Origin of the sequence: Pseudomonas sp. Marseille-Q5117 (genome assembly GCF_946901175.1) — a bacterium.
Classification (GTDB): Bacteria; Pseudomonadota; Gammaproteobacteria; order Pseudomonadales; family Pseudomonadaceae; genus Aquipseudomonas; species Aquipseudomonas iranensis.
Genome location: NZ_CAMPPP010000006.1, coordinates 181,548 through 207,010 on the forward strand (window position 1 = coordinate 181,548; position 25,463 = coordinate 207,010).

Here is a 25,463-nt window from a genome sequence, read left to right on the forward strand (position 1 = left end):
ACAGGAAGTGTTCAGACAGGGGTGATGCTGCGGATTTCGATGCCGTTCTGGGTCTTGAGGTTTTTCACCCCGGCATCGGCGGTGCGCCCTTCCAGATCGTTGAGATCCAGCTGGGCGGCGACCGGAAGAAGCCGCTCTTTGACGAGCCGTGCGGCTTCATCATCGGACGGGCATTCCTCACGTTCGAAGACTTCATCGACAATTTCACCGTGATCATCCACGAAAGTGACTTTCCACTTTTGCATCAGTGCCTCCTCGATCAACCCGTAAATGGGCTTACCTCTATCTCGACTTTTTTCCGCGATAGTTGGTTCAAAAGGATTACAGCCGACAACGGTGAAAATAACCATCCGATCGATAGGGCGGACTCTGTGGCGAGGGGATTTATCCCCGTCCGGCTGCGCAGCAGTCGTAAGACCGTCCATTGCGGTTTGACGGAGACACCGCGCAGGCCGGTTCAGGGATGCTGCGCATCCCAACGGGGATAAATCCGCTCGTCACAAAAGCTCCCTTGCAGAGCGACGTTAGCGTGATCAGTCGTTGCTCGGCTTGTTGACCGCTTGCAGCACGTATTGCGGCAAGGCAAACGCGCCGATGTGGATTTCCGGGTTGTAGTAGCGGGTGACGATGCCGCTGCCGATGAAGCGCTGTTGCAGGGTTTCACGGCTGAGCTTGCGGTACGCCGGGTTGGTCGAGCCCCAGGCGAAGGTCATCGAACCGCCGATGTAGGTCGGCACGGCGGCCTGATAGAAATGCCAGTCCGGGAACAGGCTGCGCAGGCGACCGGCGGTGGTTTTGACTTCGTCGATCTGCATGAACGGCGTGCCGTTCTGAGTCACGAGAATGCCGCCTTCGTTCAGGCAGCGGTGGCATGCCTGGTAGAAGTTCTCCGAGAACAGCACTTCGCCCGGGCCGATCGGGTCGGTGGAGTCGGAGATGATCACGTCGAATTTTTCAGTGGTGGTGGCGACGAAACGCATGCCGTCATCGATCACCAGGTTCAGGCGCGGATCGTCGTAGGCACCGGCGGAATGGTTCGGCAGGAATTCCTTGCACATGTCGACCACGGTGCCGTCGATTTCAACCATGGTGATGTGCTCGACGCCGGCGTGCTTGGTCACTTCGCGCAGCATACCGCCGTCACCACCGCCGATGATCAGCACGCGCTTGGCAGTGCCATGGGCGAGGATCGGCACGTGGGTGAGCATCTCGTGGTAGATGAATTCGTCAGCTTCGGTGGTCTGGATCACGCCGTCCAGCGCCATCACCCGGCCCATGCGCGGGTTCTGGAAGATCACCAGGTGCTGGTGTTCGGTGCGCACTTCGTGCAGCAGTTTTTCCATGCGAAAACGCTGGCCGTAGCCTTCGTAGAGGGTTTCCAGGTACTCGCTGGTCTTGGTGACGGTCATGGTCAAGTGCTCCGATAAATGCGCGGGCGCCATCGTGGGGACGATTGCCCGGGAAAGGCGCGCATTCTACGTTGCCGAAGATGACAGGTCGAACCTCCGGTTGTTTTTTACCAGCGCAAATTACTGTGGGAGCGAGCCTGCTCGCGAAAGCGCAGCATCAGTTGCCGGTGATGGCGACTGACCCAACGTCTTCGCGAGCAGGCTCGCTCCCACAGGGATAACAGTTTGATCGAAAATCAGCTCAGATCCGGACGTTGCCCCGCGGTCCGGCAATCGCCCAGATGATCAGGCCCAGCACTGGCAGGAGGATGATCAGCAACACCCAGACGATTTTCATCCCGGTGGAGGCGCCGCTTTTCAGCACGTTGATGATGGCCCAGATGTCGAGGGCAAGGATGATCAGGCCAATCAGACCGTTGAACGTGGAACCCATGGTGTCGCTCCAGAATAGTGGCATGCACTTTTAGGATAGACGGTCGCACGCAGGGTTCCCTTTTATTGCGTTCAGACGTGAACGGCGACCTTCAAGGCTTCCAGCGCTGGCGCAGCGGCGATGCCAACCTCGGTGCATAACTCGAGCACGCGGGGCACGTCGTTGCCGTAGACCAGGACCATTTGCAATTCATCGTCGAGTAACTGGCTGAAGTTCATCAACGTGTAACCGCCGTTTTCCTTGTTCAGGCTGCTCATCTGCACCTGAATACGGTTGAGTGCGGTCAGTGCTTCGGTCTTGGCCAGTTGCTTGGGCTTGAGATTGAAATCCACGCCCGGACCAAACGAGGCAACGATTTGTGCGAACAGATCGACGTAGGTATCGGCCTGAAACAGCACGGTTTCCGGCAGGCTGCCGACCACTACCCACTCACCCAGCGGGATCGGGAAAGTATCGTCGTAGTTGATGTCCGGATTGGCGGCCAGAAAAGCCTCGGCATCGGCGTAGGCCTGAGCGGCTTCGTCGGCCACCTTCAGGATCTCGTCCTCGCCCATGCAGCCGGAGCTGATTTTGCTGATGAGTTCGACGAGTGCGGCTTTCATGAGGGCGGATCCTGTGGCGGAGGTGAATTTTCAGGGCGCGAAGGATAGCGCATTCTGCCCTTCGCCACAGTCCGTGGACTTTACGCCAGCAACTTTTCCAGCTGCGCGGTGGTGTCGACCGCGCCCATGGTCCGCGCCGCATCCAGCGCGGTCACGCCGTTGGCGTCCTTGGCTTTCGCGTCAGCGCCCTGGCCGATCAGGTAATCGACGATTTCAACGCGGTTGAACATCGCCGCCATCATCAGCGCGGTACGGCCGTCGAAGGAAGAACCTTCGATTTCGGCGCCCGCCTCGACCAGCGCCTTGACCACCGCCAGATCGCCCTTGAACGCAGCGCCGGCAATCGGGCTCTGGCCGTTGCCATTGCGCATTTCCGGATCGGCCTTGTGTTTAAGCAGGACCTTCACCGCATCGACATGGCCGTAATAGCTGGCGAGCATCAACAAGGTGTCGCCCTTGCTGTTTTTCAGGTTCACCGGCAGCCCGGCGCTGACCAGGCGATCAAGCATCTCGGCATCACCGTCGCGCGCCTTGTTGAAAACCTGCTCGGTGAATTCGGCAGCTTCTTCAGGGGTCATCTGGCGGCTTTGGTCGGACATGGGGCACTCCATTTCGGTCTATCGGAAAGCCGACAGTTTCCCGAGCGCGACGGTGGCTGTCACTCGGTTTTTTCCGAGCGTCCCGATAGCCACACTCAATATCGATGTTTGCCATGTTGAATTTCAGCGAGGATTTGCTCACTGACATGCACATAGGTTTCGCTGCCCGGCAGCCAGGCGAAGATCGGGTCATCGCCGGTGAGCCCGGGGTCAAAGCCTTCTGTTTTCAAGCGTGTCTTCTGATATTTGAAGGTCCCGGTGGTTTCCATTTTCACTTTCACCCGCAAGAACAACGGCACGGCATAAGCCGGCATGCGTTGCCGGACGAAACTCAGCAGTTCAGCGAAATCCAGCGTGGCCAAGGATTCGGCGGGAGTAATTGCAGCCATCCCCGCACGCCCGTTGGTGTTGGGGATTTCCACACCGTAGGCCACGGCTTCAGCGATCAGCGGATGTTGCAGCAACAAATTCTCGACTTCGGTGGTCGACACGTTTTCACCCTTCCAGCGATAGGTATCGCCGAGGCGATCAACGAACTGCGCATGGCCGAAACCGATATTGCGCAGCAGGTCGCCGGTGTTGAAAAAGCGATCGCCCTTGTTGAACACATCGTGGAGGACGACGCGGGCGGTTTTCTGCGGGTCGGTGTAACCGTCCAGCGGCGCCTTGTCGTCGATCCGCGCCAGCAGCAGGCCCTGCTCGCCCTTGCCGACCTTGCGCATGAAACCATCTGCGCCGCGCAACGGCTCGCCACTGTCATGGTCGTAAGCGACCAGTTCCCAAGCCATCAGCGAAAACCCGACGGTGTTGTCGAAATTGAGGATGTTGGTGAAACCGATGTTGCCGTCGCTCGCCGCGTACAGCTCACAAATGTGCTCGACGGCAAAACGCGTCTTGAACTCGGCCCAGGCGCCGGGGCGCAAACCATTGCCGATCATCTTGCGCACGTCGTGCCGGCTGTCATCGGCGCTGACCGGTTGCTCGACCAGATAGCGACACAGCTCACCGACATAGCCGATGGTGGTTGCGCGATAGCGGCGCACATCATTCCAGAACTGACTCGCGCTGAATTTGCGGCGGATGGCAAAACCCGAGGCGCCGTTGATCGCCGATCCCCAGCACACGCACAGGCCCGTGGCGTGATACAGCGGCAAGGTGCAGTAAACGACATCATCCGGGCGCATATCGAGGGCGATCATGCCGAAGCTCGCCGAACTGCGCATCCAGCGTCCATGCTTGAACACACCGGCCTTGGGCAGGCCGGTGGTGCCGGAGGTGTAGATGTAGAAACACGGATCGTCGAAGAAAATCTGCGCGCTGCTCGGCGGGTTATCGCTGCTGGCGTCAGCACTGGCGCTGATCAGATTGACGTAGCCCTCAGGCGCGATGCCCGGATGGCTGTAGGTGTCCTGATCGGCGACGAACCAGGTGCGCGGCGCTGCGATCGCAACCTGATCACGCACGCCGGCATAGGCAGCGGTCAGTTCTTCGCCAACCACAATAGCCACCGGCGCAACCAGATTGATGCTGTGAACAAGCGTGTCGCGCATCAACGAGGTATTGAGCAGCGCACTCACCGCGCCGAGCTTGGCCAGCGCCAGGATTGTCACCAGTAATTCCGCACGGTTCTCGATAAACACCGCGACCACATCGCCCTTGCCGATGCCTTGCTCGCTCAGGTAATGCGCAATGCGATTGGCCCACTGATTGACCTGTGTATAGGTCAACGCCACGTCGCCCTGCAACAACGCCACACCATCGGGATTGCGCAGCGTCGCCTGCTCGAACGTCCAGCCCAGGCCGCACGTTTGGGTCGGATCCGTGACGTTGGCCACCTTCATGCCTTTGACCACCCGGGGGATGGCCTTGGCGATCATCGGCAGTTTGCGGAGCATCATGCCCCAGGTAATCGTGTCGCTTGGTGCGTGACGCATGAAAGCTCCCCGTTCGATCTTGACGTGCAGACCGCTGTTCTTGTTATCGGGTAATGACTGCGACCGACGCGTTTACGCCGTGGGTCGAGAAGGAAAGTACGTCAGTGCTCGCGGGGCTGTACACGCGGTTTTTGCAATGATTTGTATCCCGTCGCGCCTTCGCGGAAGAGCGGATTCTGGTACGGACGTTTGGTTCCGTTGTACGGAGAAAAATCACGCAAAATGCAGGATGCACGATGGCCATTCATGCAGATTGCACGACGCCTGCAAAATGCAATGCCTTCAACTTATTGATTTTAAAGGGATTTTATTCGCATCAATACTGGCACAAACGCTGCAACTACCTCCGCATGCTTGCCATTCAAGTACATACGGAGCTGATGACATGAGCCTGATTCAAGAAAAATTTACATCGCTGTTCTCCAACTACGAAGTCAGCACTGCCCCACGTCCTGACGGTGGCATCCTGCTCACTCTGCGTAGCAGCGACGGCAAAGTCTTCAAACGCGCCCTCTCGTATCAGCAACTGCATGCCGGTGACCAACTGTCGTGGGCGATCAGCGCGATCCGCCGCGACCTGGCCGAACAAGCCAGCGAGCTGCCGCAAATTGCAATGCTGCAGAGCCAGCAGCGTTTTGCTCTGCCGACGTATCACTCGCTGTAATTTGCTTTAAACAAAAACAGGCCGTGGAGCATGCGCTTCACGGCCTGTTTGTTTATGTCTGCCACATATTTACTGTGGGGTCAGAACGCTTCCGGTTCGATTCCGGTAAAGCTGTCCACCGTCACGTGCCCTGCCAACTCCCCGCCTTCACGCGCCAGGCCACAGGTTTTCATGCCGGCCGACTGGGCAGCGTCGAGCTCTGCGACGATGTCCGAGAGGAACAGGATTTCATCGGCTTCAACACCCACCGCTTGCTGAATGTTGCGGTAGGACTGCGCCTCACGCTTCGGCCCTGATGTGGTGTCGAAATAGCCGCTGAACAGCGGTGTCAGATCCCCCGCCTCCGAGCAACCGAAAATCAGTTTCTGCGCCTGGATCGAGCCGGACGAGTAAACAAACAGTTGATAACCGGCCGCATGCCAACGTTGCAGCGCTTCAACGGCATCCGGATAAACATGTCCTTTCAACTGCCCTGCCTGATAGCCCTGCGCCCAGACCATGCCCTGCAATGCCTTGAGCGGCGTGGCTTTGCGGTCTTCGGCGATCCAGCTCAAGAGGATTTCAACAACCCGTTCAACATCGGCCTGCGGCTCAAAGCTCTCGCGACGCACGGCGTCGAGCTGTTCGGCGACATCAGCACGCGAAGCGTTCTGCCGCAAAAAGTCGGGCAAATGTTTGGCGGCGTAGGGAAACAGCACGTCGAAGACGAAACTCACCGCGCTGGTGGTGCCTTCAATGTCGGTGAGGATGGCTTTGATCGACACGGTTTCAGTCCTCCAGACGCGGGAAGCGACCGGCGATGTCTTCGCCGGTGAAATTGGCAACCCAGCCTTCCGGGTTGTTGAACAGACGGATCGCCACAAAGTGCGGATGTTCGCCCATGTCGAACCAGTGCTTGGTGCCGGCCGGAACCGAGATCAGGTCGTTCTTCTCACAGAGCACGGCGTAGACGTAATCGTAGATGTGCAGGGTAAACAAGCCACGACCGGCAACGAAAAATCGCACTTCGTCTTCACCGTGACGGTGCTCTTCGAGGAACTTGGCGCGCAGCTCGGCTTTTTGCGGATGATCACTGTTGAGGCTGATCACATCGACCGTAATGTAACCGCGCTCGGTCATCAGTTTGTCGATCTGCTCTTTATAAGCGCTGATGACTTCTTCCTGACTGGCGCCGGGCTGAATCTTCGCGGCGGCCTGCCAGCGGTCGAAACGCACGCCCTGCTCGGCCAGCGTCGAGGCGATGTCTTCGAAATGGGTCAGCACCTTGTTGGGAATCTCAGGGCTGGAAATGTGATAAACGGACAGGCTGCTCATGGGCAACTCCTCGGTAGCGGCGGCGCCGTCCGGCTCTTGCAGACCGGTCGGGCGCCGCGTGGCATCAGGCAAACGGGCTGTTTCTGGTGAACTCAGCCTTGGCGGTTCATGACGCTGCGGGTTTTCAATTCGCATTCAAACAGGAATTCAAAAGCCTCGATCTGCCGCAGCGCGTCGCTCATCTGCGCGCCCCAAGTGTAGAGGCCATGGCCGCGAATCAGATAACCGACGCAATCGGGATGGGCGTCGAGCCAAGGCTGCACCTTGGCGGCGAGGCGCGCAATGTCCTGATCGTTGTCGAAAATCGGCACACGCACCCGCGATTCATGAGTCGAGATGCCGCTGAAGGCTTTCTGCAATTCGTAGTCTTCGAACTCGATGAAGTCTTGCGGAGTCAGGCGCGACAGCACCGTGGCATTCACCGAATGAGTGTGCAGCACCGCACCGATCTCCGCGCGCCAGCGGTAGAGCTGGGTGTGCAACAAGGTTTCGGCGGAGGGTTTCTTGCCCGGTTCCAGGCTATTGCCGGACAGATCGGTAGCGAGCACGTCATCCACACCCAACTGGCCCTTGTGCTTGCCCGATACGGTCAACAGCGCTTCGCTCGGCGACAGGCGTGTCGAATAGTTGCTGCTGGTGGCTGGCGACCAGCCCCGGCCATATAGAAAACGCCCGGCATCGACGATCTGCTGGGCGAGCTGTTCACGGCTAAGGCTCATGGCCTGTCCTCTTGCATACGTGTGGCAATGATAACGGCAGCGGCAAGCGCTGCGAGACTGGCAATACTAAAGGTCATTGTCGCGCCGAGGGCATTCCAGCTGTAGCCGGAATACAGCGCACCGAGCGCCCCGCCGGTGCCGGCCAGTGCCGCATACAGCGCTTGGCCCTGGCCTTGCTGGCGGGCGCCGAAACTACGTTGCACGAAAGCGATGGCAGCCGCATGAAAGCTGCCGAAAGTCGCTGCGTGCAGCACTTGGGCGAACAACAGCACCCAGAGAAATTCAGCGAATGATCCGAGAAGCACCCAGCGCAACGCCGCCAGCAGGAAACTCGCCAGCAGCACCCGACGCAGGGAAAAGCGCGCCAGAATGCGACTCATGGCCATGAACATCAGCACTTCCGCCACCACCCCCACGGCCCAGAGCAGGCCGATGACGCCACGGCTGTAACCGAGGCGTTCAAGGTGCAGAGTCAGAAAGGTGTAATACGGCCCGTGGCTCACCTGCATCAGCGCGACGCAAGCATAAAACGCCAGTACGCCGGGATGGCGCAATTGCTTGAAAAAGCCCTCGCCCGCCGGCCGATTGCCTTGCGCCGGCTGTGCATTCGGCACCCACAGGCTACTCAGGACGATACCGGCCATGATCAGCACCAGCGCCGCCGGATAAATGTCCAGACTGAGCCATTCGAACAGCCGCCCGAGCACCACCACGGTGATGATGAAACCGATCGAGCCCCACAGGCGGATCTGGCTGTAGCGCGACGTTTGCCCCTGCAGATGCGCGAGGGTGATGACTTCGAACTGCGGCAGTACCGCGTGCCAGAAGAATGCATGCAGGGCCATGACCATCGCCAGCCAGGCGTAGGTCTGGCTGACGAAAATCAGCGAAAAGGTCAGCAACGTGCACACCGCGCCAAAGCGCACGATGGCCAGACGCCTGCCGGTGTAATCGCCGAGCCAGCCCCAGATGTTCGGCGCCACGCAGCGCATCAGCATCGGAATCGCCACCAGCTCGCCGATGCGTGCGGCGCTGAAGCCGAGGTGATCGAAGTACAGCGCCAGAAACGGCGCTGTCGAACCGAGCAAGGCGAAATAGAACAGATAGAAACTGGACAGCCGCCAGTAAGGAAGCGCCGCCACGCCGGTTATGCCGCGACGGCTTTGAGCGCAGCCATCAGAGCTGGCCCAGCACCGGCGTGCTCACGCGCACATCGGCGTTCTGCCCACGGTGACGCAGCAGGTGATCCATCAGCACGATGGCCATCATCGCTTCGGCAATCGGCGTCGCGCGGATGCCGACACAAGGATCATGACGCCCCTTGGTGATCACATCGACCGGGTTGCCATTCACGTCGATCGAGCGGCCCGGGGTGGTGATGCTCGAGGTCGGTTTCAATGCCAGATGCGCAACGATTGGCTGCCCGGACGAGATACCGCCGAGGATGCCGCCGGCGTTGTTGCTGAGAAAACCCTCCGGCGTCAGTTCATCGCGGTGTTCGGTGCCGCGCTGGGCGACACAGGCGAAACCGGCGCCGATCTCCACGCCTTTGACTGCGTTGATGCTCATCAGCGCGTGGGCCAGTTCGGCGTCGAGGCGATCGAAAATCGGCTCGCCAAGGCCCGGCATCACGCCTTCGGCGACCACGGTGATCTTCGCCCCGACCGAGTCCTGGTCGCGGCGCAACTGGTCCATGTAGGCTTCCAGCTCCGGGACCTTGTCCGGGTCAGGGCTGAAGAAAGCGTTTTCTTCGACCGAATCCCAGGTCTTGAACGGTATTTCGATCGGGCCGAGCTGGCTCATGTAACCGCGGATGACGATGCCCTGACTGGCCAGATACTTCTTGGCGATCGCACCGGCCGCTACGCGCATGGCGGTTTCCCGCGCCGAACTGCGGCCACCGCCGCGATAATCGCGCTCGCCGTATTTGTGGTGATAGGTGTAGTCGGCGTGTGCCGGGCGGAACAGGTCCTTGATCGCCGAGTAGTCCTTGGACTTCTGGTCGGTATTGCGAATCAGCAGGCCGATTGAGCAACCGGTGGTGCGGCCCTCGAACACGCCGGAGAGGATTTCGACTTCATCGGCTTCCTGGCGCTGGGTGGTGTGGCGGCTGGTGCCAGGCTTGCGGCGATCGAGGTCGCGCTGCAGATCTTCCAGGGAAATCTCCAGACCCGGCGGGCAGCCGTCGACAATGGCGACCAACGCCGGACCATGGCTTTCGCCAGCGGTGGTGACAGTGAACAACTTGCCGTAGGTATTGCCGGACATGCAGGACGCTCCGTGAAATCAAACCCGAATTCTTGATGCGCGCCAGTATACGCAGGCTAACCGAGTAGTTCATCCTCGAACCTTAGTGGTGCTGGCGAGTCCAACCGGCACCTTGACCAATGATGGCGTGATGATGCTGCGAGTTCTGATCTTGAGTCTTACCCTCTTTACCGGCTTTGCCCAAGCGACAGTCCTACAGCGCCCGGTCACTCTGGACACCGGCAGCGGCGAACTTTTCGGTTCGCTGTTGCTGCCCAAGTCCGACAGCCCGGTGCCGATTGTTCTGATGATTTCTGGCTCGGGTCCTACAGATCGCGACGGAAACAACCCCGACGGCGGGCGCAATGACAGCCTCAAGCGCTTGGCCTGGGTGCTGGCCAAACACAACATCGCCAGCGTGCGCTACGACAAGCGCGGCGTCGCGGCGAGTCTGGCGGCCGCTCCCGATGAACGTGAGCTGTCAGTCGAGGGCTATGCGGCGGACGCCGTGGCGTGGGGGCAGAAGCTCAAGGCCGATCCGCGTTTCGGTAAACTCATTCTGCTCGGCCACAGCGAAGGCGCGCTGATTGCCAGTCTGGCCGCGCCGAAGCTGGACGCAGCGGCGGTGATCTCGCTGTCCGGCAGCGCGCGGCCGGTCGATGAAGTGATCCGCGAGCAACTGGCGCGCAGCCTGCCGCCGCCACTGATGCTGCGCAGCAACGAACTGCTCGACAGCCTCAAGGCCGGCCACACCGATGACAACGTGCCGCAACCGTTGCAGGTGATCTTTCGCCCGAGCGTGCAGCCATACCTGATTTCGCTGTTCCGTCAGGATCCGGCGCAAGCCTTTGCCCAGCTGAAAATGCCGGCACTGATCGTCCAGGGCAGCAACGACATTCAGGTCGGCACCGAGGACGCGAAGCTGCTCAAGGCGGCGAAACCGGACGCGCAACTGACGGTGATCGAAGGCATGAATCATGTGCTGCGCATCGTCCACAACGACATGAAGCGGCAATTGGCCTCCTACAAGGACCCGAATTTGCCCCTGGCCGCCGAACTGGGCGCCGCCGTCATCGAATTTATTGACGGAATTCGTGCAAGTTAACTGCGTTTTACCCTCCAGCCTCACAGAAAACGGCCGATAAGCCTTTGTCGCCAGCGCAACGTCTGGCGGCAAGCAGGGCTTGGACAGGATCTCGCCGTTATGACTGAAACCCAGACTTCACCCGACACCAGCGCTGAAAAAGACGCACCGCCAGCGGTCGAACTGCCGTGGGTGGATGTCCAGGCCGAGCACCACAAGATGCTCCGCCTGGCGCCGCTGCAGACCGACCGCAACACCGGCGGCCGGCCGTTGCGCTTTGTCGAATTCGGTTACGCCGAGCGCAACAGCAAAGAACGCAGCCTGATGCGCATGGCGATCAAACTGCCCAATCAGCGCGTGCGCAAAGAGCAGAATCATCTCGATGTGTGGGTCGACCACGCGAGCAAACGTGTGAGTTTCGGTCCCGACAGTGGCTTGCAGATCGAACCGCTGAACCGCGGCATTGGTCGTTTCATGGCCGCGCAAGGCATCAACTGGGCGAAAAAACGCTGGCCCGGCTACATCGTCGACGGCATGGACCTGAACAACAAGGACGCGCTAAACGAAGACACTCGCTTGCGCCGCGACCATTTCCTGCGCGTGCACGGTTTCGATGTGGCTTACGCCGATGCCCAGCATTTGAAAGGCAGCATCAAGGCGGTGCAGGTCGGTGATCTGCTGGGTGACTGGAACAGCGAAAAGCTGCAGATCGTCGAAATTCTTGAAGCCGCGCAGATGCTCCAGCAGGCCGAACAGAATCTCGCCGAGCAGGAAGTGAAGCTGAAGAAGCAGGAAGAAAAAGTCAGCAAGTTCAAGCGCGAAGATGCCGGGTTGCGTTTCACCATTACGTGTCTGGTGGCGTTTGCGGTGTTTCAGGCGGGGTTGTTGATCTGGATTGCTACGCACCGCTGAGGGCTTGAGCGCGTACTTATCGTTCCCACGCGGAGCGTGGGAACGATCAGTCACAACCTTAGACGCGGGACGCGAACAGGGCCTGATGCGCGCGGCACTGCTCGGCTGTCAGCATGAACACGCCATGCCCGCCGCGCTGGAACTCCAGCCAGGCGAAATCGACTTCCGGGTACAACGCCTCGACGTGCACCTGGCTGTTGCCGACCTCGACAATCAACAAACCTTTCTCGGTCAGGTGATCCGCCGCTTCGGCGAGCATGCGCCGGACCAGATTCAGACCATCATCACCGCAGGCCAGGCCCAGTTCCGGCTCGTGCTGATATTCGTCCGGCATGTCGGCGAAATCTTCGGCGTCGACGTAGGGCGGGTTCGACACGATCAGATCGAAACGCTGACCCGGCAAACCATCGAAGCCATCACCCTGCACGGTGTAGACGCGCTCATCGACGCCATGGCGCTCGATGTTCTGGTTGGCCACTTCCAGCGCCTCGAACGACAGGTCCGCGAGCACCACTTCGGCATTCTGGAATTCGTAAGCGCAGGCAATGCCGATGCAGCCGGAACCCGTGCACAGGTCGAGAATCCGCGCCGGTTCGTTGCCAATCCACGGCGCAAAGCGGTTTTCGATCAGTTCACCAATCGGCGAACGCGGGATCAGCACGCGCGGGTCGACGATGAACGACATGCCGCAGAACCACGCCTCGCCGAGCAGATAGGCGGTGGGAACGCGATCTTCGATGCGGCGCTTGAGCAAGCGCTGCAGATTGACCAGTTCGTCATCTTCCAGCGCGCAATCAAGATAGCTGTCGGCGATTTCCCAAGGCAGGTGCAAAGCGCCCAGTACCAGCTGACGCGCCTCGTCCCAGGCGTTGTCGGTGCCATGACCGAAAAACAGATCCTCCCCATGGAAGCGGCTGACGGCCCAACGGATGTGGTCGCGCAGGGTACGAAGTCGGGAAGTGATCACGGCGTAGAACTCCAGAAAAAACGACTGGCGATTCTAGCAGCCAAAACGCGCGACGACGACGCAGGAAAAACCACGCGGTTCCGGTAGGAGTTTTCTTTTTTTTGCATCAGGCATTGAACGGAACGTGTAACTTGACAAGGCTGCAGGCCAAGAACGACGGCGCCTACGATGGTAGCGATTCACAGAACCGCTCAGCCAGAGGACAATGTCGCAAAAGCCCCACCCCGAGGAGCCCCAGAATGTCCGTTCCAAAAACGATGTTTCAACTCAGCGGTCGCGGTTACGCAGCGGCCACCCTGAGCCATGCCACCGTGGTCATCATCGATGCCCAGAAGGAATACCTCAGTGGCCCGCTGGCCCTGAGCGGCATGGACGCGGCCGTCGCGAACATCAAACAAGTGGTTGCCGCAGCCCGTGCCGCCGGTCGGCCGATCGTGCACGTGCGTCATCTCGGCACCGTTGGTGGCCTGTTCGACCCGCAGGGCGAACGCGGCGAATTCATCCCCGGTCTCGAACCGCAAGGCGATGAAACCATTATCGGCAAACTGCTGCCGAGCGCGTTCCATGGCACCGAACTGCTCGAGCGCCTGCAGAACCTCGGCTCGCTGGACCTGATCGTTTGCGGCTTCATGAGTCACTCCAGCGTCAGCACCACCGTGCGCGCGGCAAAGAACCTCGGTTTCCGCTGCACCCTGGTCGAAGACGCCTGCGCGACCCGCGATCTGCCGTTCAAGGGCGGCGTGCTCAGCGCCGAACGCGTGCAGGAAGCGGAAATGGCGATCATGGCCGACAACTTCGCCACGCTGGCCAAGACTCAGGACCTGATCTGATCCCGTCCTTGTGAGCGGTGCATTGGCGCCGCTCATCCGCTATATCCGCTGATTTGCCGCAAATGCCATAGCCTCAGGAACAACCCGGTCAACTCCCGGTCGAAGGGCCGATACCATTGAGGAAGGTCGGAATGAAGTTATCCGATGGATTTGACGCACGCCGTTTGCGGCCCAAAGGCCAAAGCAACTGGCGTTTTCGATTTGGCGCGGCGATCTCGGCCATTCTGGCGACGTTCGGCGTGCTGCTGGCGATGGCCGGCGCCGCCAGCCTGCTCGGCCGCCCGCCGGCGCTGGGTGACCTGAACGCATCACCGCTGGGCTCGGCAATCATGCTTGCCGTCGGCTTGCTGTTTCTGTACTTCGGCGTTGCTCTGTGGCGCCGCTGCCGCCGTCGCGCACGGCAATCGCGGGAACTGAACATGTCCCCGCATCTGATGAAAAAACACGACTGACCCAACGGCCTGGCTTTTTGCCGGGCCGTTTTCTGTCGACTTGGGTAAACTGGCCGCCCTTCGCGGAGGCTGACATGCAAAACGACGATTTTTCTCTGTTCAAAAGTGCGATCCAGGGCGTCAAACCGATCAAGCACGACCGCGCCGACACCGGCAAACCCAAGGCTGACCGCGCGCAGATCGCCAAGCTGCGTCAGTCCGCCACCGTGCGCAGCGACACCACCATCATTGACGGCTTGTCCGACCAGTTCGTGATCGACGTCGGCCCGGAAGACGAGCTGATGTGGTCCCGCGACGGCGTGCAGGAAAGCCAGATGCGCAAGCTCAAGGTCGGGCAGATCCCGTTCGAAGGCAGTCTCGACCTGCACGGCATGAGCGTGGAAAAGGCCCGGGAAACACTCTGGGCCTTTCTCGCCGAAGCAACCAAATTCGAAATCCGCTGCGTACGCGTGACTCATGGCAAGGCTGTGCGCCTGGATGGCAAGCGGCCGATGATCAAAAGCCACGTCAACACCTGGCTGCGCCAGCATGCGCAAGTGCTCGGTTTCTGCTCCTGCCAGGCCCGCCACGGCGGCGCCGGCGCGGTTTATGTGATGCTGAAACGGACGATGATGGAAGGCCGCGACGAATAAAGCCGTCACACCGAACTTGCAGGGTTGTGTCCGCCACCGTACCCTTGCCCTTTGCGAAAATCCCCACAGGTAGTTTCATGTCCCTGGAACAGAATTACACCGCGATTCTCGGCCAATTGGGCGAGGACGTGTCCCGCGAGGGCCTGCTCGACACGCCAAAGCGTGCCGCCAAAGCCATGCAGTACCTCTGCCGCGGTTATGCACAGACGCTCGAAGAGGTCACCAACGGTGCCCTGTTCAGCTCCGACAACAGCGAAATGGTGCTGGTCAAGGACATCGAGCTGTATTCGTTGTGCGAACACCACCTGCTGCCGTTCATCGGCAAGGCGCATGTCGCCTATATCCCGAGCGGCAAAGTGCTGGGCCTGTCGAAGGTTGCGCGCATCGTCGATATGTACGCGCGCCGCCTGCAGATTCAGGAAAACCTCAGCCGCCAGATCGCCGATGCGGTAATGCAAGTCACCGGTGCGCTGGGCGTGGCCGTGGTGATTGAAGCCAAGCACATGTGCATGATGATGCGCGGCGTCGAAAAGCAGAATTCGTCGATGATCACGTCGGTGATGCTCGGTGAATTCCGTGAAAACGCGGCAACCCGTAGCGAATTCCTCAGCCTCATCAAGTAATTCGCAACAGAAAAGAACCGGCGTTGATCGCCGGTTTTTTTTCGCCCGTGAAAAATCGGGTAAGCTGCGCGCCTTTCTTCATTTGCACCGTGAGGCTTTCAACGTGTTCGTCAAAGCGCTTCGTGTCGGCCTCGGCCAACTGGTTATCTTCATCGACTTCATTACCCGCCCGGGCAAGAAAAAGCGCCCCGCTGCTGCTCAGGCGCAAGTCGACGCTGCGGCGAAAGATCTGGCGCTGTATCAATTCCACGCCTGCCCGTTCTGCGTGAAAACCCGCCGCGCCCTGCATCGTCTGAATGTGCCGGTGGCACTGAAAGACGCGAAGAACAACGAGCAGGATCGCCAGACCCTGCTGGAACAGGGTGGCCGAATCAAAGTGCCTTGCCTGCGTATCGAAGAGAATGGGCAAACCACTTGGATGTATGAATCCAAGGTGATTATCGATTATCTGGATAAGCGGTTTGCGGCGGTCTGATGTTAATGGGTTGGAGCGCTAGCCGCCTTCGCGAGCAGGCTCGCTCCCACCCTTGAAACGCATCCCGCCCTGTGGGAGCGAGCCTGCTCACGATGAGGCCCGCACTGACAACGCCAGCCCTTGAGCCGGCGTTTTTGCTAGGCCGCCCTCTCCATCTGCGCCCGCCGCACCACCGCCGCCAACCGCTTCAACCCCTCATCCAGCCGCGCCGGATCAATGTGGCTGAAGTTCAAGCGCAAATGCCCATGATGCTTGTCCGGCTCAGGAAAGAACGGCTCACCGGGCATGAATGCCACATCATTGGCCAACGCCTCATTGAGCAATGACCGGGTGTCCAGCGGTTGTTTCAACGTCAGCCAAAAAAACAGCCCGCCCTGGGGCATGTTCCACTCAGCCAGATCGGCAAAATGCTCTTCCAGCGCCAACTGAAACGCATCGCGCCGCTGCCGATAGAAATCCCGCAACTCGCTCAAATGCTGTTGATACTTCTGCGAGCCGATCCATTGCAGCGCCTGCCACTGGCCGATGCGATTGGTGTGCAGGTCCGCCGATTGCTTGAGTTTGAGCAGGTGCGGGAACAGATCCGGACTGGCGATCAAGTAACCGACACGCAAACCCGGGAGCAAGGTTTTCGAGACGGTGCCGGTGTAGATCCAGCTGGCTTTTCTCAGACGCGCGGCAATCGGTTTGGCACTGCCACCATCGAAAGTCAGTTCGCGGTATGGCTCATCTTCAATCAGCGTGACGCCAAATTCATCGAGCAATGCCGCGACTGCGGCGCGCTTGGCCTCGCTGTAGCGCACGGCGGAAGGATTCTGGAAAGTCGGGATCAGGTAGATAAACGCCGGGCGATGCTGCTCTAAACGATTACGCAATTGCGCCAGATTTGGGCCGTCGGCTTCCTGCGCCACAGTCAGGCAATCGGCGCCGAACAGCTGGAAGATTTGCAGCGCGGCCAGATAAGTCGGCGCCTCCAACAGAATTTCCGTCCCCTTGTCGATGTACAGCTTGGCCGCCAGATCCAGGGTTTGCTGCGAGCCGCTGACCACCAGCACCTGACTCGCCTCGCATTCAAGGCCCAGCGCCCTCGCCTCTGCCGCCAGCGCCTCGCGCAAGGCCGGCTCGCCTTCGCTCATGCCGTACTGCCCCAGCGACAGCGGCATCTCGTCCCACTCCACCTTCGGCAACATCGTCTCAGCGGGCAAACCGCCGGCAAACGACATCACCTCTGGACGCTGGGCGGCGGCGAGGATTTCTCGGATCAAAGAACTTTTCAGGCGCGAGACACGTTCGGAAAAAGCCATGGTGGTCACCGTAGCGAGGCAGGTAAAAAATGAGTCAAACTGGTTGACTGAAACTACGACAGCTTGAGCGAGTACGTCAACATGCTTGACCTTAAAAACCCCGCAAGTCAGCAACAGGCCATGGAAGCGTTCTTCTTCGGCTATCAGGCGTTCACGGCCAAGGCGGATGAAATGCTCGAGCGCCGCGGACTCTCGCGGGTACATCAGCGCATCGTGTTTTTCATCGCGCGCTATCCGAACCTGAGTGTGAAAGAGTTGCTGGCCCTGCTGGGCGTGAGCAAACAAGCGTTGAACATGCCCCTGCGCCAGTTGCAGGAAATGCATCTGGTCGACAGCGTCGCTTCACAGACGGACAAGCGTAAGCGCCTGCTTGAGCTGACGGCGGAAGGCGCGAGGTTCGAGCAGGCGTTGCGCCGTGAGCAGGTGAAATTGCTCGAGCGGGTGTTTGCCGAGGCTGGGGAAGCGGCGGTGAATGGGTGGTTGGCGGTGAATCTGGCGCTTGGGGGCAGTCAGACGCATCTTGATTGACAGGACCGCCCTCTTCGCGAGCAGGCTCGCTCCCACACGGGAACGCTTTACAAAGATGGGAGCGAGCCTGCTCGCGAAGCCATCCTGCATGGGCATATATCCCTATCAGCAAAAAAATCGGCGACAAAACCAAAACAATATTTGCTTTATTTGTACACAAAAGCATAATCCACTGCGTGCGAGTTCCTGACTACACGGTCAACAAATTCGCGTATGCCTCAAAGGGCCGCTGCCACCCCTCATGGGTCCGGCCCTGGAAATAACAATAAAACTCTTGAGGAGTACTCGCTGTGGAAAGCCGCAAATCCGAAGCACCGCCGCTCGAGCTCACGCCGCCATTACGCAATGGCCTGCTAGAGCGTCTGTTCAAACTCAGCTTGCATGGCACCACGGTGAAGACCGAGCTGATTGCCGGTCTGACAACCTTCATCACCATGGCTTACATCATTTTCGTCAACCCGAACATCATGGCCGATGCCGGGATCGATCACGGCGCAGCCTTCGTCGCCACCTGTATCGCTGCCGCGTTGGGCTGCCTGTTGATGGGGCTCTACGCCAACTGGCCGGTCGGCCTGGCGCCGGGCATGGGCCTCAATGCTTTCTTCACCTACACCGTGGTCGGCACCATGGGCTACAACTGGGAAACCGCCCTCGGCGCGGTGTTTGTCTCGGGCGTGCTGTTCATGTTCCTGACCTTTTCGCGGATTCGCGAGTGGCTGCTCAACAGCATTCCGGTCAGTCTGCGTTTTGCGATGGGCGCTGGTGTCGGCCTGTTTCTCGGCCTGATCGGGCTTAAAACCGCCGGTATTGTCGTCGACAGCCCAGCGACGCTGATCAAACTCGGCTCGCTGCGTGAACCCGGCCCGCTGCTCGCCGCGATCTGCTTTCTAATGATCGCGATCCTCAGTTACCACCGCGTATTCGGTGCGATTCTGATCAGCATCATCACCGTCACCCTTGCCGGCTGGGGCCTGGGCCTGGTGCACTACGAGGGCATCATGTCTGCGCCGCCGAGCCTGGCGCCGACCTGGATGGCGATGAACGTTGCAGGCGTGTTCAACGTCAGCATGATCAGCGTGGTGCTGGCCTTCCTCTTCGTGCACATGTTTGACACCGCCGGCACCCTGATGGGCGTTGCCCAGCGCGCCAACCTCGTCGCGGCTGACGGGCGCATCGAAAACCTCTCGCGGGCGATGAAAGCCGACAGCGCGTCCAGCGTATTCGGCGCGGTGGTCGGTGTCCCTCCAGTAACCAGCTATGTGGAAAGTGCCGCTGGTGTGGCCGCTGGCGGTCGGACTGGTCTTACCGCGGTCACTGTGGGTGTGCTATTTATAGCGGCAATGTTTTTCGCACCGTTGGCTGGCATGATTCCCGCTTATGCCACAGCAGGTGCACTGATCTACGTGGCCATGCTGATGATGGGCGGCATGGCCCACATTGAATGGGACGAAGCGACTGACGCGATTCCGGCGATCGTCACGGCGATCATGATGCCGCTGACCTTTTCGGTTGCCGACGGCATCGCTCTGGGCTTCATCACGTATGTGGCATTGAAGGCCGGCACCGGCAAATACAAGGAAATCTCCGTCAGCCTGTGGGTGCTCTGCGCGATCTTCATCGCCAAGTTCATCTTCCTGTAAGCGCTGCGCGGTTCACGCTTCAATTCAGCCTCACCCTCGCGGGTGGGGCTTTTGTGCATTTCGATAACAACAAAGGAGCAAAGCGATGAGTCTGGAAACCTGGCTGCTGTTCAGTGGCGCTGCATTGGTAGTGATCCTGATCCCGGGGCCGCTGTCGTTGCTGATGATCAGCAACAGTCTGAATTACGGCTTGCGCCGGTCCTATCCGGCATTTCTCGGCGGAGTGATTGCCTCGATCTGCCTGTTGAGCGCTTCGGCACTAGGGCTCGGCGCACTGCTGCTGGCCTCCGAACAGTTGTTCAGTGCGCTGAAAATCGTTGGCGCACTCTACCTGTTCTACCTCGCCTGGCAGAGCTGGCAGCAATCGCGCCAGCCGTCGGTCGGCGCTGAAGTGCCCCTGGCTGCACCGGCGCCGCGCTTTCGCACACTGTTCGGGCGCGCTTTTGTGTTGGGCGCGAGCAATCCGAAAGACATCCTGTTCTTCGCCGCGTTTCTGCCGCAATTTCTCAGTGCGCAACAGCGGTTTCTGCCGCAGTTGCTGATCATGATCGCGACGTGGGTGGTGCTTGATCTGTGTTGCAAACTGGCTTACGGACTGGGCGCGCATGGCGCTGCACGCTATCTGCGCAGCGGCAAGGGCCAGAGCTGGTTCAACCGCATCAGCGCGGGCCTTTTCGGGGGCGCCGGCGCGGCTTCTTTGCTCAGTAGTCACTAATCGAATCCAGACCGATTGCAACTTATCAAGCCATCCCTATCGAATGGATTCGAAAGTCGATGGCTTGTCATGTATCAACTTCAGCGTGATTAGCTGAATGATCAAGGCGCAATACACCGCAACAACCCGGCGATGTACAGATTGCGAAACCTGGCCGTAAGATCCCCGCCACGCTTAAACAACAACCTGCCAGAACAAGGAAGTTCAAATGGCCACTCTTATCGAGCCGTCGATTTCTACCGACTCGTTGAAAAACGATAAAAAACCCGCCGACAGCGTTGTCATCACTGACATGCTGCTTAAAACCAACGAGCATAACGATTCGACGCTGAGCATTGCGCACAGCAAAGCGGACCAATTGAAACATGTGGACACTCTATTTGGCCCATTACAACTTGGGGAAGTGTCGATTACGCGAGTTTCGCTGGACGCTCTGGGCGCAACTATTGATGGTCAACCGCTAAACGGTCAGAACACATTTTTCCGCCGCCCCCGACGTTCACTTATCAACTCATTGCAGTTTAGTGCCGAGAAAATTGAAAGTCTTATAACGACCTCTACCGGGCGAGATGGTTATCTGCTATCGACGCTGTTATTTGAATTGGCCAGCCAACGCCCATTGACCGCCCCTGCTCTGATTCGCGAACCAACGGCAAGCGATGTTGATTTGCACCCTTACCGCGGCAAACTGGCACAACTCCTTGATTCTGCGCAGAAGCTCGATCTAGGTCATGCCCGCATGCCCAGGAATAATTCACGCTGGGCGGCGGCCGCCAAGAGTTACGCGGCCCTGGGCTCGAGTATCGGCATTCAGGGATTCGGTATCTTCATGGGCTTGCGCGGTGTTGTCGATGCCATTAAAACCAACAATACAACGGAAGTTGTAATAAACAGCGCCGGTATCGGAACAGAAGTCGCCTCCATTGCCACTGACGTCGCGGTGAACAAGATCGCCACGCAAATGCTCACCGCGGGACAGAACGCCTACAAGGATTTCGCCAAAACCCGATTCGCCGTCAGGCTCGGTCGCTCCGGTGGACTGATCGGCGGCGTGCTGACCTTGCCCTTCGACATCTTCACCGCAGTCAGGTCGTTGAACGCCGCTGAAAACGCGACGGGCAAGGAAGCCATGGACCATTACGTCAGCGCCGGACTGAGCATCGCGAGCGCGGCCATGACGGTCATACTCGGCGCAGCCGCAATGGCCGGTTTCGCCTTCGCAGGGCCTGTAGGTCTGGCGGCCGGAGCGATCCTGGCGATCGGCTCCCAGGTTTACGGTGCAGTGCGAATCGTCGATGACATCGATGATTACATCGAGCTGAGTGTCGAAGAGCGCTGGCGCTCGGGCTGGTTTTCGTTCTGCATGATGGACGTCGATCAGGATGTCCAGGATCGCTATTCGCAGGCAAAGGCCATGCTGCAGCACACACGGCAAGCGAAGGAAACCGCGAGAAAACTGCTCGATGGTGCGCTGAAGGGCAGTACCGAAGCCATCGTCAACGGCAAAACGCAAGTACACCTTGAGCCGACCGAGGTCTGGACGCGTAACTGGTGGACCAAACAGGACTCGTGGAAAACGGTCAAGGTGCCGGTGATAAAAGGCGCTGACGACACAATTGATGCCCGCGCTGGCGTCACCACGGACACCCCCGGCGCCGAGCTGGGTACCGCCGCCGGGAATAAAGGTGTTCTGTGGCTTATCGGCGATGGCCGGGACTCGATTCAGGGCGTCGAAGCCAAACCCAACGCCTTTCATTACAAATCCGGTAGAAAGGAGCTGACCGGAGGCGATAAGGACGACCGCTTCGTCTTTGAAGGCGCTGCGGACCACATCCGTCAGCGCGAGAACGTTGCAGAATATTCGAAGCTCAAGGGCGGTGCGGGAAATGACACGCTGGTGCTGGGCGGCGTCCTGCACAGGCCGGTGAAACCTGACATCGGCTACGACGTGGACCTATCGGCAGGTACGTTGCACACCGTAATGCCGGATGCCGCCGAAGAGGACGGGAAGAAGTACATTTTCCACAGTCTGATTGAAAGTATCGAAAATGTTGAAACTGTAGACTCTGCAGCGAGCACTGTAGTCGGCACCTCTGACCGTAACATCATCAAATCGCGCGGATTCGACACTATCACCGCAGGCGGCGGCAACGACCAGATCTATCTGTTGCACTGCGGTGCCATCGCATCCGGAGAAGCCGGGAGCGATGAATATTTCATCGACCATCAGATTGGTCACTTTTCCATTATCGAGGATGGCCGGCAGCCGAGTCATATTGTCTTGAACTGGGCAAAGGATCTGATAGAAAGCTGGAAGATAAGTAACGGATCATTGGTGATAACTTCAACTTTCGATTATTCGGACAGGCAAAACGTCGTCACAATTCACGGTGTCTACGAGAAAGCGGAAAATAAATACAAGCGCAGGAACAACAACCTTACTTTCCTGACACGGGACGATTTCCATCTAAAACCTGTCTTGCCTGAAATGATCGAGCCCGAGGAACCGGTGACTATCGATTACTCCATAATCAAGTACGGCAATCCCAGGACGCCAAGCATTCTCTATCAGGAAGAGTGCCGCATCAGTTTGCATGAAAACGAGAGCTACTTCATTCCGCGCTCTCGCCAAAACAACGTTTTCTATTCGACGGAAAAAACCGACACAGTCACCAGAATCTACCTGGATTATGCCAGCGACGAGCTGACGAAAGTCGAGGAAAATTATACGGCCCGCCAATCGGAAACTGCCAAGGACCTCATGGTGAAGTGCGACCTTGTTTACCACTTCGGAAACAAGACAGTGACATTGTTTCAACTCGCTTTCGCCCGAGGCGGTACGGACCCCATGAATATGGAAAAGATACTGCGGGCTATCGCTTACCCGGTACAACAGAAATACGTCATCATTTTCAACGACGGAGTCGCTGCAAACGCCACTATTTCTCAGGAGAACTATTTAGTCCCCGAAATTCAAAACTATGGTTTTCACAAACTTACGACCTGGACCCATGTAGCTCCCCTGCCGTTGAAAATGCGCAGCGGCAAGTACTTCTTCGAGTTACCAGAGAACGAAGCTCACGCTATGAGCTCGCACAACGAATGCGCCGAACTGTTCTCATCGCCCCGCCAGATCGCAGTGGAAAGCCTTGAAGGCAATGGTTCCACTTATCTGATCCACTTGGTGGCCGACATGACGATACGCCTTTCGACGCCCGGCGCGCTGGCCAACGCAGAGATCAGGCTGCCTTATTCCTCCCTGTGGGAACTTGACGCGACGAAACTCGGCAAGGTCGATATTTCTCTGGAAAACAGCCAGTTGCGTATCGGCACCTGCGTTATCCATCTACCCGTATATGAAAGCGAGGACTTGATCGATCAGATCCGGGTGATTACCGAACACGGAGTTGTACATACCGTCGACCTGTCTTTCGACCGAGTGTACCTGGACGGCATTGATGGCCGTTTTTTTACCGAGCCTGACGCCTCCAAAGGGTTGCCCGAAGCATTGCTCCTCATGGCAAATGCAGAAATGCGCGGCCGACATATCGTCGCCGCATATGACGGGCAAGCAGTGAATTACAAATTTCCTGCGCACGGCTGGGTGCTGAGCAGAGACAAGTCGCGCATTGAATCATCCGAGCTGCGCGTTCTGAATCAGTGTGTCCATCAATCGCCTTACCTGTTCAAACCACGATCCTTGATCACCGTGCCGCCAGCCTGACCGCAAACCGGTCGACCCTCGCCAACCCAATACGCACCTCTCGCAGCCCCTTTCCCCACGCTGGGGATGAGTGCGCTCACCTCTCGCGTCGGGGCGCTTGATGGCGCCTCGCGCCTTATCTACATGAGTTTTTTGAAATGGCCAACCCGCCCAAGAAAATTGCCACGATTACTGCAACTGATTCGTCCGCCACACCCAAGCCTGCCTCCTCGACTTTAGGTCGCAGCCCAAATATTGGCGGTGACAGCTCACTGTCTCGCACCGATTCAGCCACCCACTTGCAAACACCGCGCACATCCTCCAGCTCGATCGCTCGCCAGCCTGCTGTTGTTCTGAGCGGGATACCGGACAGCGCCCTCGCCTTCCACGACGCCGCTCGAGGTGCGATCGCCTGGCCGCAGGAACGCTGGAACGAGTTGACCGCCATTGCCGAGAACAGCGGGCTTTTTACCGGGCCTGATCAACGCACCTATGCGCAAATCGGTGACGAAGGCCGATTTGCTGTGGAACAGAATCTGCAGGGCAACTATTACTTACCGTTGAGCTTTGCCCTCGGCATTGCCGGTCCGCTGCTGACGAGGATCAAAGGCCAGGCGAGTTGGCGCATCCAGCGTCCGGACGGGCAATCCGCGTCGGTTCGCGGCATAACGCCAGCTGCATCGCTAAGCCCTTCGTACCTTTCCGCCGCCGACGCCAACACACTGACCAAACCTGAGCTCGCCACCGATGGGCTGCGTTACAACAAGCTCAAGCAGACTTTCGTCACCACGGCAGATGGCACCGTCATGGTCCGTAAAAACACGGCCGGCGAGTATCAGCAAGCCTTCGCGTCGACAAACGACGCGCCGCCGATTTTCTTCGAACAGATTGCCGGCACGGTATTCTGGCGGCGAAAACCTGCTGACTTCGCATGGACCGAGACCGCGCTCGCCAGCCGTCCTCGACCTACCGAGCCCGACGACGCAATACCCGGCCCGAGCAAGCGGCCACGGCTTGCCGAGCCAGCGCAGACATTGGCTCGCCCGTCTCCTGAACAAAGCGACCAGACGCCTTATTTCTGGTTGCCCTGGGGCCGTTTGAATACGCCTCCCGCCGTGCCATCCGTGCAACTGGGCTGGCTGCACTACCCCATCGTGCCCGTGGGCTCCAATCCGGCACCAAAAGTGTATTTCGTTCTCCATCCGGAGTTTTTCCCGACAGACTTCAACTCTTTCGAGCACATGTTACGGACCGCACCGCAGCTGCAACCGGTGGCCACGTTCCGAATCGGCAACGACCCAGGAGAAATTCATCCCGGCAAACGTTTTTTCGAAGCGCCGATTTCGACAACTGTTGGCCAAGCGTTTCCCGATTTTTCCGACCACACTGCCCGGGCCGTCGCCAGACGCCTGTTCGAGCTCGCCGACCACTCTTTGACCATCACTGGTACCGGGTTGGTGAACATCCACACCGCGCTGAATCAATGGAAACAACGACCATTTTCCACCGCGCCGGAATTTGCCGACCCTGTGAGCATGCTGGCCGTGGCCCCCGATATCGAAGTCAGGGGGAAGAGGTTGATTCCCATGCCCTCGCAAGCCGACAGCGAATTGCAGCGGTTGACGTTCGACCCGTAGCGTTTTGCCGTCGAATGGGCTCACTACAAAACCTATCCGA

The 25,463-nt window shown here is 58.9% G+C and carries 26 protein-coding genes; 13 read left to right on the forward strand and 13 right to left on the reverse strand.

The genetic code is table 11. The annotated features are described in order from the left end of the window. Positions 1 to 11: 11 nt before the first annotated feature. The 6 genes from OC605_RS12370 to OC605_RS12395 form a co-directional block, all read right to left on the reverse strand. Positions 12 to 245: a hypothetical protein gene (locus tag OC605_RS12370; protein ID WP_016773786.1), complete on the reverse strand. Its 234-nt coding sequence runs from the start codon at positions 243 to 245 to the stop codon at positions 12 to 14. A 288-nt stretch (positions 246 to 533) separates the two neighbouring features. After that, positions 534 to 1,409, reverse strand: coding sequence for a polyamine aminopropyltransferase (speE, locus tag OC605_RS12375; protein WP_016773785.1), 876 nt, complete (start codon positions 1,407 to 1,409; stop codon positions 534 to 536). 241 nt (positions 1,410 to 1,650) lie between these two features. Beyond that, positions 1,651 to 1,842: a PLDc N-terminal domain-containing protein gene (locus OC605_RS12380; protein WP_016773784.1), complete on the reverse strand. Its 192-nt coding sequence runs from the start codon at positions 1,840 to 1,842 to the stop codon at positions 1,651 to 1,653. Positions 1,843 to 1,913: 71 nt separating this feature from the next. Further along, entirely contained in the window at positions 1,914 to 2,444 is a 531-nt protein-coding gene (locus OC605_RS12385; RefSeq protein WP_262137406.1) for a hypothetical protein, read from the reverse strand. Positions 2,445 to 2,524: 80 nt separating this feature from the next. Beyond that, positions 2,525 to 3,043 carry an ankyrin repeat domain-containing protein gene (locus OC605_RS12390; protein ID WP_186565818.1) on the reverse strand — a complete coding sequence of 173 codons (519 nt, stop codon included), beginning with the start codon at positions 3,041 to 3,043 and terminating at the stop codon, positions 2,525 to 2,527. Between the two features lie 95 nt (positions 3,044 to 3,138). Next, positions 3,139 to 4,977 (reverse strand): long-chain-acyl-CoA synthetase, encoded by a 1,839-nt coding sequence (locus OC605_RS12395; RefSeq protein WP_262137408.1) that lies wholly within the window; start codon positions 4,975 to 4,977, stop codon positions 3,139 to 3,141. Positions 4,978 to 5,362: 385 nt separating this feature from the next. Here OC605_RS12395 and OC605_RS12400 point away from each other — a divergent pair, with 385 nt between their 5' ends. After that, positions 5,363 to 5,641, forward strand: coding sequence for a DUF3509 domain-containing protein (locus OC605_RS12400; protein ID WP_016773780.1), 279 nt, complete (start codon positions 5,363 to 5,365; stop codon positions 5,639 to 5,641). 80 nt (positions 5,642 to 5,721) lie between these two features. Here OC605_RS12400 and mtnC read toward each other — a convergent pair whose 3' ends face one another. From mtnC to aroC, 5 genes are all read right to left on the reverse strand, one after another. Beyond that, positions 5,722 to 6,405, reverse strand: a complete 684-nt coding sequence (gene mtnC / locus OC605_RS12405) for an acireductone synthase (protein ID WP_262137410.1) — start codon at positions 6,403 to 6,405, stop codon at positions 5,722 to 5,724. A gap of 4 nt (positions 6,406 to 6,409) precedes the next feature. Continuing rightward, positions 6,410 to 6,955, reverse strand: coding sequence for a 1,2-dihydroxy-3-keto-5-methylthiopentene dioxygenase (locus OC605_RS12410; RefSeq protein WP_262137504.1), 546 nt, complete (start codon positions 6,953 to 6,955; stop codon positions 6,410 to 6,412). Positions 6,956 to 7,047: 92 nt separating this feature from the next. Further along, positions 7,048 to 7,674, reverse strand: a complete 627-nt coding sequence (locus OC605_RS12415; RefSeq protein WP_186565825.1) for a methylthioribulose 1-phosphate dehydratase — start codon at positions 7,672 to 7,674, stop codon at positions 7,048 to 7,050. Beyond that, positions 7,671 to 8,816 carry an MFS transporter gene (locus OC605_RS12420; RefSeq protein ID WP_262137413.1) on the reverse strand — a complete coding sequence of 382 codons (1,146 nt, stop codon included), beginning with the start codon at positions 8,814 to 8,816 and terminating at the stop codon, positions 7,671 to 7,673. Before OC605_RS12420 ends, OC605_RS12415 begins: the two co-directional genes overlap by 4 nt. A 34-nt stretch (positions 8,817 to 8,850) precedes the next feature. Then, entirely contained in the window at positions 8,851 to 9,942 is a 1,092-nt protein-coding gene (aroC, locus tag OC605_RS12425; RefSeq protein ID WP_024012223.1) for a chorismate synthase, read from the reverse strand. 130 nt (positions 9,943 to 10,072) lie between these two features. Between aroC and OC605_RS12430 the strand changes: the two genes are divergently transcribed. Together OC605_RS12430 and OC605_RS12435 are read left to right on the forward strand one after the other, a co-directional pair. Then, positions 10,073 to 11,026, forward strand: a complete 954-nt coding sequence (locus OC605_RS12430) for an alpha/beta hydrolase (protein WP_122602888.1) — start codon at positions 10,073 to 10,075, stop codon at positions 11,024 to 11,026. A gap of 99 nt (positions 11,027 to 11,125) precedes the next feature. After that, positions 11,126 to 11,917, forward strand: coding sequence for a hypothetical protein (locus OC605_RS12435; protein WP_262137416.1), 792 nt, complete (start codon positions 11,126 to 11,128; stop codon positions 11,915 to 11,917). A 58-nt stretch (positions 11,918 to 11,975) separates the two neighbouring features. Here OC605_RS12435 and prmB read toward each other — a convergent pair whose 3' ends face one another. Further along, positions 11,976 to 12,884, reverse strand: coding sequence for a 50S ribosomal protein L3 N(5)-glutamine methyltransferase (gene prmB / locus OC605_RS12440; RefSeq protein ID WP_016773773.1), 909 nt, complete (start codon positions 12,882 to 12,884; stop codon positions 11,976 to 11,978). A 239-nt stretch (positions 12,885 to 13,123) separates the two neighbouring features. On the opposite strand from prmB, the gene OC605_RS12445 reads away from it, so the two are divergent. The 5 genes from OC605_RS12445 to OC605_RS12465 all read left to right on the forward strand — a co-directional run bounded on the left by OC605_RS12445 (position 13,124) and on the right by OC605_RS12465 (position 15,896). Beyond that, positions 13,124 to 13,714, forward strand: coding sequence for a cysteine hydrolase family protein (locus tag OC605_RS12445; RefSeq protein ID WP_016773772.1), 591 nt, complete (start codon positions 13,124 to 13,126; stop codon positions 13,712 to 13,714). Positions 13,715 to 13,845: 131 nt separating this feature from the next. After that, positions 13,846 to 14,166, forward strand: coding sequence for a hypothetical protein (locus tag OC605_RS12450; RefSeq protein ID WP_016773771.1), 321 nt, complete (start codon positions 13,846 to 13,848; stop codon positions 14,164 to 14,166). A 74-nt stretch (positions 14,167 to 14,240) separates the two neighbouring features. Then, the gene (locus tag OC605_RS12455) at positions 14,241 to 14,798 is read left to right on the forward strand and encodes a Smr/MutS family protein (protein WP_262137419.1); all 558 of its coding nucleotides are present in this window, start codon (positions 14,241 to 14,243) and stop codon (positions 14,796 to 14,798) included. A 77-nt stretch (positions 14,799 to 14,875) separates the two neighbouring features. Then, positions 14,876 to 15,421, forward strand: coding sequence for a GTP cyclohydrolase I FolE (gene folE, locus OC605_RS12460; RefSeq protein ID WP_016773769.1), 546 nt, complete (start codon positions 14,876 to 14,878; stop codon positions 15,419 to 15,421). 103 nt (positions 15,422 to 15,524) lie between these two features. After that, a complete protein-coding gene (locus OC605_RS12465; RefSeq protein WP_186565831.1) occupies positions 15,525 to 15,896 on the forward strand; it encodes a glutathione S-transferase N-terminal domain-containing protein in 372 nt (123 codons plus the stop codon). Positions 15,897 to 16,033: 137 nt separating this feature from the next. Here the strand turns inward: OC605_RS12465 and OC605_RS12470 are convergent, their stop codons facing one another. Beyond that, the gene (locus OC605_RS12470; RefSeq protein ID WP_122747070.1) at positions 16,034 to 17,200 is read right to left on the reverse strand and encodes a PLP-dependent aminotransferase family protein; all 1,167 of its coding nucleotides are present in this window, start codon (positions 17,198 to 17,200) and stop codon (positions 16,034 to 16,036) included. An 81-nt stretch (positions 17,201 to 17,281) separates the two neighbouring features. On the opposite strand from OC605_RS12470, the gene OC605_RS12475 reads away from it, so the two are divergent. The 5 genes from OC605_RS12475 to OC605_RS12495 all read left to right on the forward strand — a co-directional run bounded on the left by OC605_RS12475 (position 17,282) and on the right by OC605_RS12495 (position 25,423). Further along, positions 17,282 to 17,728, forward strand: a complete 447-nt coding sequence (locus OC605_RS12475; protein WP_110645195.1) for a MarR family winged helix-turn-helix transcriptional regulator — start codon at positions 17,282 to 17,284, stop codon at positions 17,726 to 17,728. 290 nt (positions 17,729 to 18,018) lie between these two features. Continuing rightward, positions 18,019 to 19,368, forward strand: a complete 1,350-nt coding sequence (locus tag OC605_RS12480; RefSeq protein ID WP_024012217.1) for an NCS2 family permease — start codon at positions 18,019 to 18,021, stop codon at positions 19,366 to 19,368. An 85-nt stretch (positions 19,369 to 19,453) separates the two neighbouring features. Then, a complete protein-coding gene (locus tag OC605_RS12485; RefSeq protein WP_186565839.1) occupies positions 19,454 to 20,083 on the forward strand; it encodes a LysE family translocator in 630 nt (209 codons plus the stop codon). Positions 20,084 to 20,291: 208 nt separating this feature from the next. Next, complete coding sequence (locus tag OC605_RS12490; protein ID WP_262137425.1) at positions 20,292 to 23,807, forward strand: calcium-binding protein; 3,516 nt, start codon at positions 20,292 to 20,294, stop codon at positions 23,805 to 23,807. Between the two features lie 137 nt (positions 23,808 to 23,944). Then, on the forward strand, positions 23,945 to 25,423 hold the full coding sequence (locus OC605_RS12495) for a hypothetical protein (protein ID WP_262137427.1): 1,479 nt from the start codon (positions 23,945 to 23,947) through the stop codon (positions 25,421 to 25,423). Positions 25,424 to 25,463 lie beyond the last annotated feature (40 nt).

What these genes read in the sequence shown, in the direction of transcription:
- aroC (WP_024012223.1), bottom strand. Translation starts at nt 9,942, where the DNA reads ATGTCCGGCAATACCTACGGCAAGTTGTTCACTGTCACCACCGCTGGC.
- OC605_RS12415 (WP_186565825.1), bottom strand. Translation starts at nt 7,674, where the DNA reads ATGAGCCTTAGCCGTGAACAGCTCGCCCAGCAGATCGTCGATGCCGGG.
- OC605_RS12485 (WP_186565839.1), top strand. Translation starts at nt 19,454, where the DNA reads ATGAGTCTGGAAACCTGGCTGCTGTTCAGTGGCGCTGCATTGGTAGTG.
- OC605_RS12380 (WP_016773784.1), bottom strand. Translation starts at nt 1,842, where the DNA reads ATGGGTTCCACGTTCAACGGTCTGATTGGCCTGATCATCCTTGCCCTC.
- folE (WP_016773769.1), top strand. Translation starts at nt 14,876, where the DNA reads ATGTCCCTGGAACAGAATTACACCGCGATTCTCGGCCAATTGGGCGAG.
- OC605_RS12385 (WP_262137406.1), bottom strand. Translation starts at nt 2,444, where the DNA reads ATGAAAGCCGCACTCGTCGAACTCATCAGCAAAATCAGCTCCGGCTGC.
- OC605_RS12430 (WP_122602888.1), top strand. Translation starts at nt 10,073, where the DNA reads ATGATGCTGCGAGTTCTGATCTTGAGTCTTACCCTCTTTACCGGCTTT.
- OC605_RS12490 (WP_262137425.1), top strand. Translation starts at nt 20,292, where the DNA reads ATGGCCACTCTTATCGAGCCGTCGATTTCTACCGACTCGTTGAAAAAC.
- OC605_RS12450 (WP_016773771.1), top strand. Translation starts at nt 13,846, where the DNA reads ATGAAGTTATCCGATGGATTTGACGCACGCCGTTTGCGGCCCAAAGGC.
- OC605_RS12495 (WP_262137427.1), top strand. Translation starts at nt 23,945, where the DNA reads ATGGCCAACCCGCCCAAGAAAATTGCCACGATTACTGCAACTGATTCG.
- OC605_RS12475 (WP_110645195.1), top strand. Translation starts at nt 17,282, where the DNA reads ATGCTTGACCTTAAAAACCCCGCAAGTCAGCAACAGGCCATGGAAGCG.
- OC605_RS12370 (WP_016773786.1), bottom strand. Translation starts at nt 245, where the DNA reads ATGCAAAAGTGGAAAGTCACTTTCGTGGATGATCACGGTGAAATTGTC.
- speE (WP_016773785.1), bottom strand. Translation starts at nt 1,409, where the DNA reads ATGACCGTCACCAAGACCAGCGAGTACCTGGAAACCCTCTACGAAGGC.
- OC605_RS12435 (WP_262137416.1), top strand. Translation starts at nt 11,126, where the DNA reads ATGACTGAAACCCAGACTTCACCCGACACCAGCGCTGAAAAAGACGCA.
- OC605_RS12390 (WP_186565818.1), bottom strand. Translation starts at nt 3,043, where the DNA reads ATGTCCGACCAAAGCCGCCAGATGACCCCTGAAGAAGCTGCCGAATTC.
- OC605_RS12470 (WP_122747070.1), bottom strand. Translation starts at nt 17,200, where the DNA reads ATGGCTTTTTCCGAACGTGTCTCGCGCCTGAAAAGTTCTTTGATCCGA.
- OC605_RS12400 (WP_016773780.1), top strand. Translation starts at nt 5,363, where the DNA reads ATGAGCCTGATTCAAGAAAAATTTACATCGCTGTTCTCCAACTACGAA.
- OC605_RS12395 (WP_262137408.1), bottom strand. Translation starts at nt 4,977, where the DNA reads ATGCGTCACGCACCAAGCGACACGATTACCTGGGGCATGATGCTCCGC.
- OC605_RS12445 (WP_016773772.1), top strand. Translation starts at nt 13,124, where the DNA reads ATGTCCGTTCCAAAAACGATGTTTCAACTCAGCGGTCGCGGTTACGCA.
- OC605_RS12410 (WP_262137504.1), bottom strand. Translation starts at nt 6,955, where the DNA reads ATGAGCAGCCTGTCCGTTTATCACATTTCCAGCCCTGAGATTCCCAAC.
- OC605_RS12455 (WP_262137419.1), top strand. Translation starts at nt 14,241, where the DNA reads ATGCAAAACGACGATTTTTCTCTGTTCAAAAGTGCGATCCAGGGCGTC.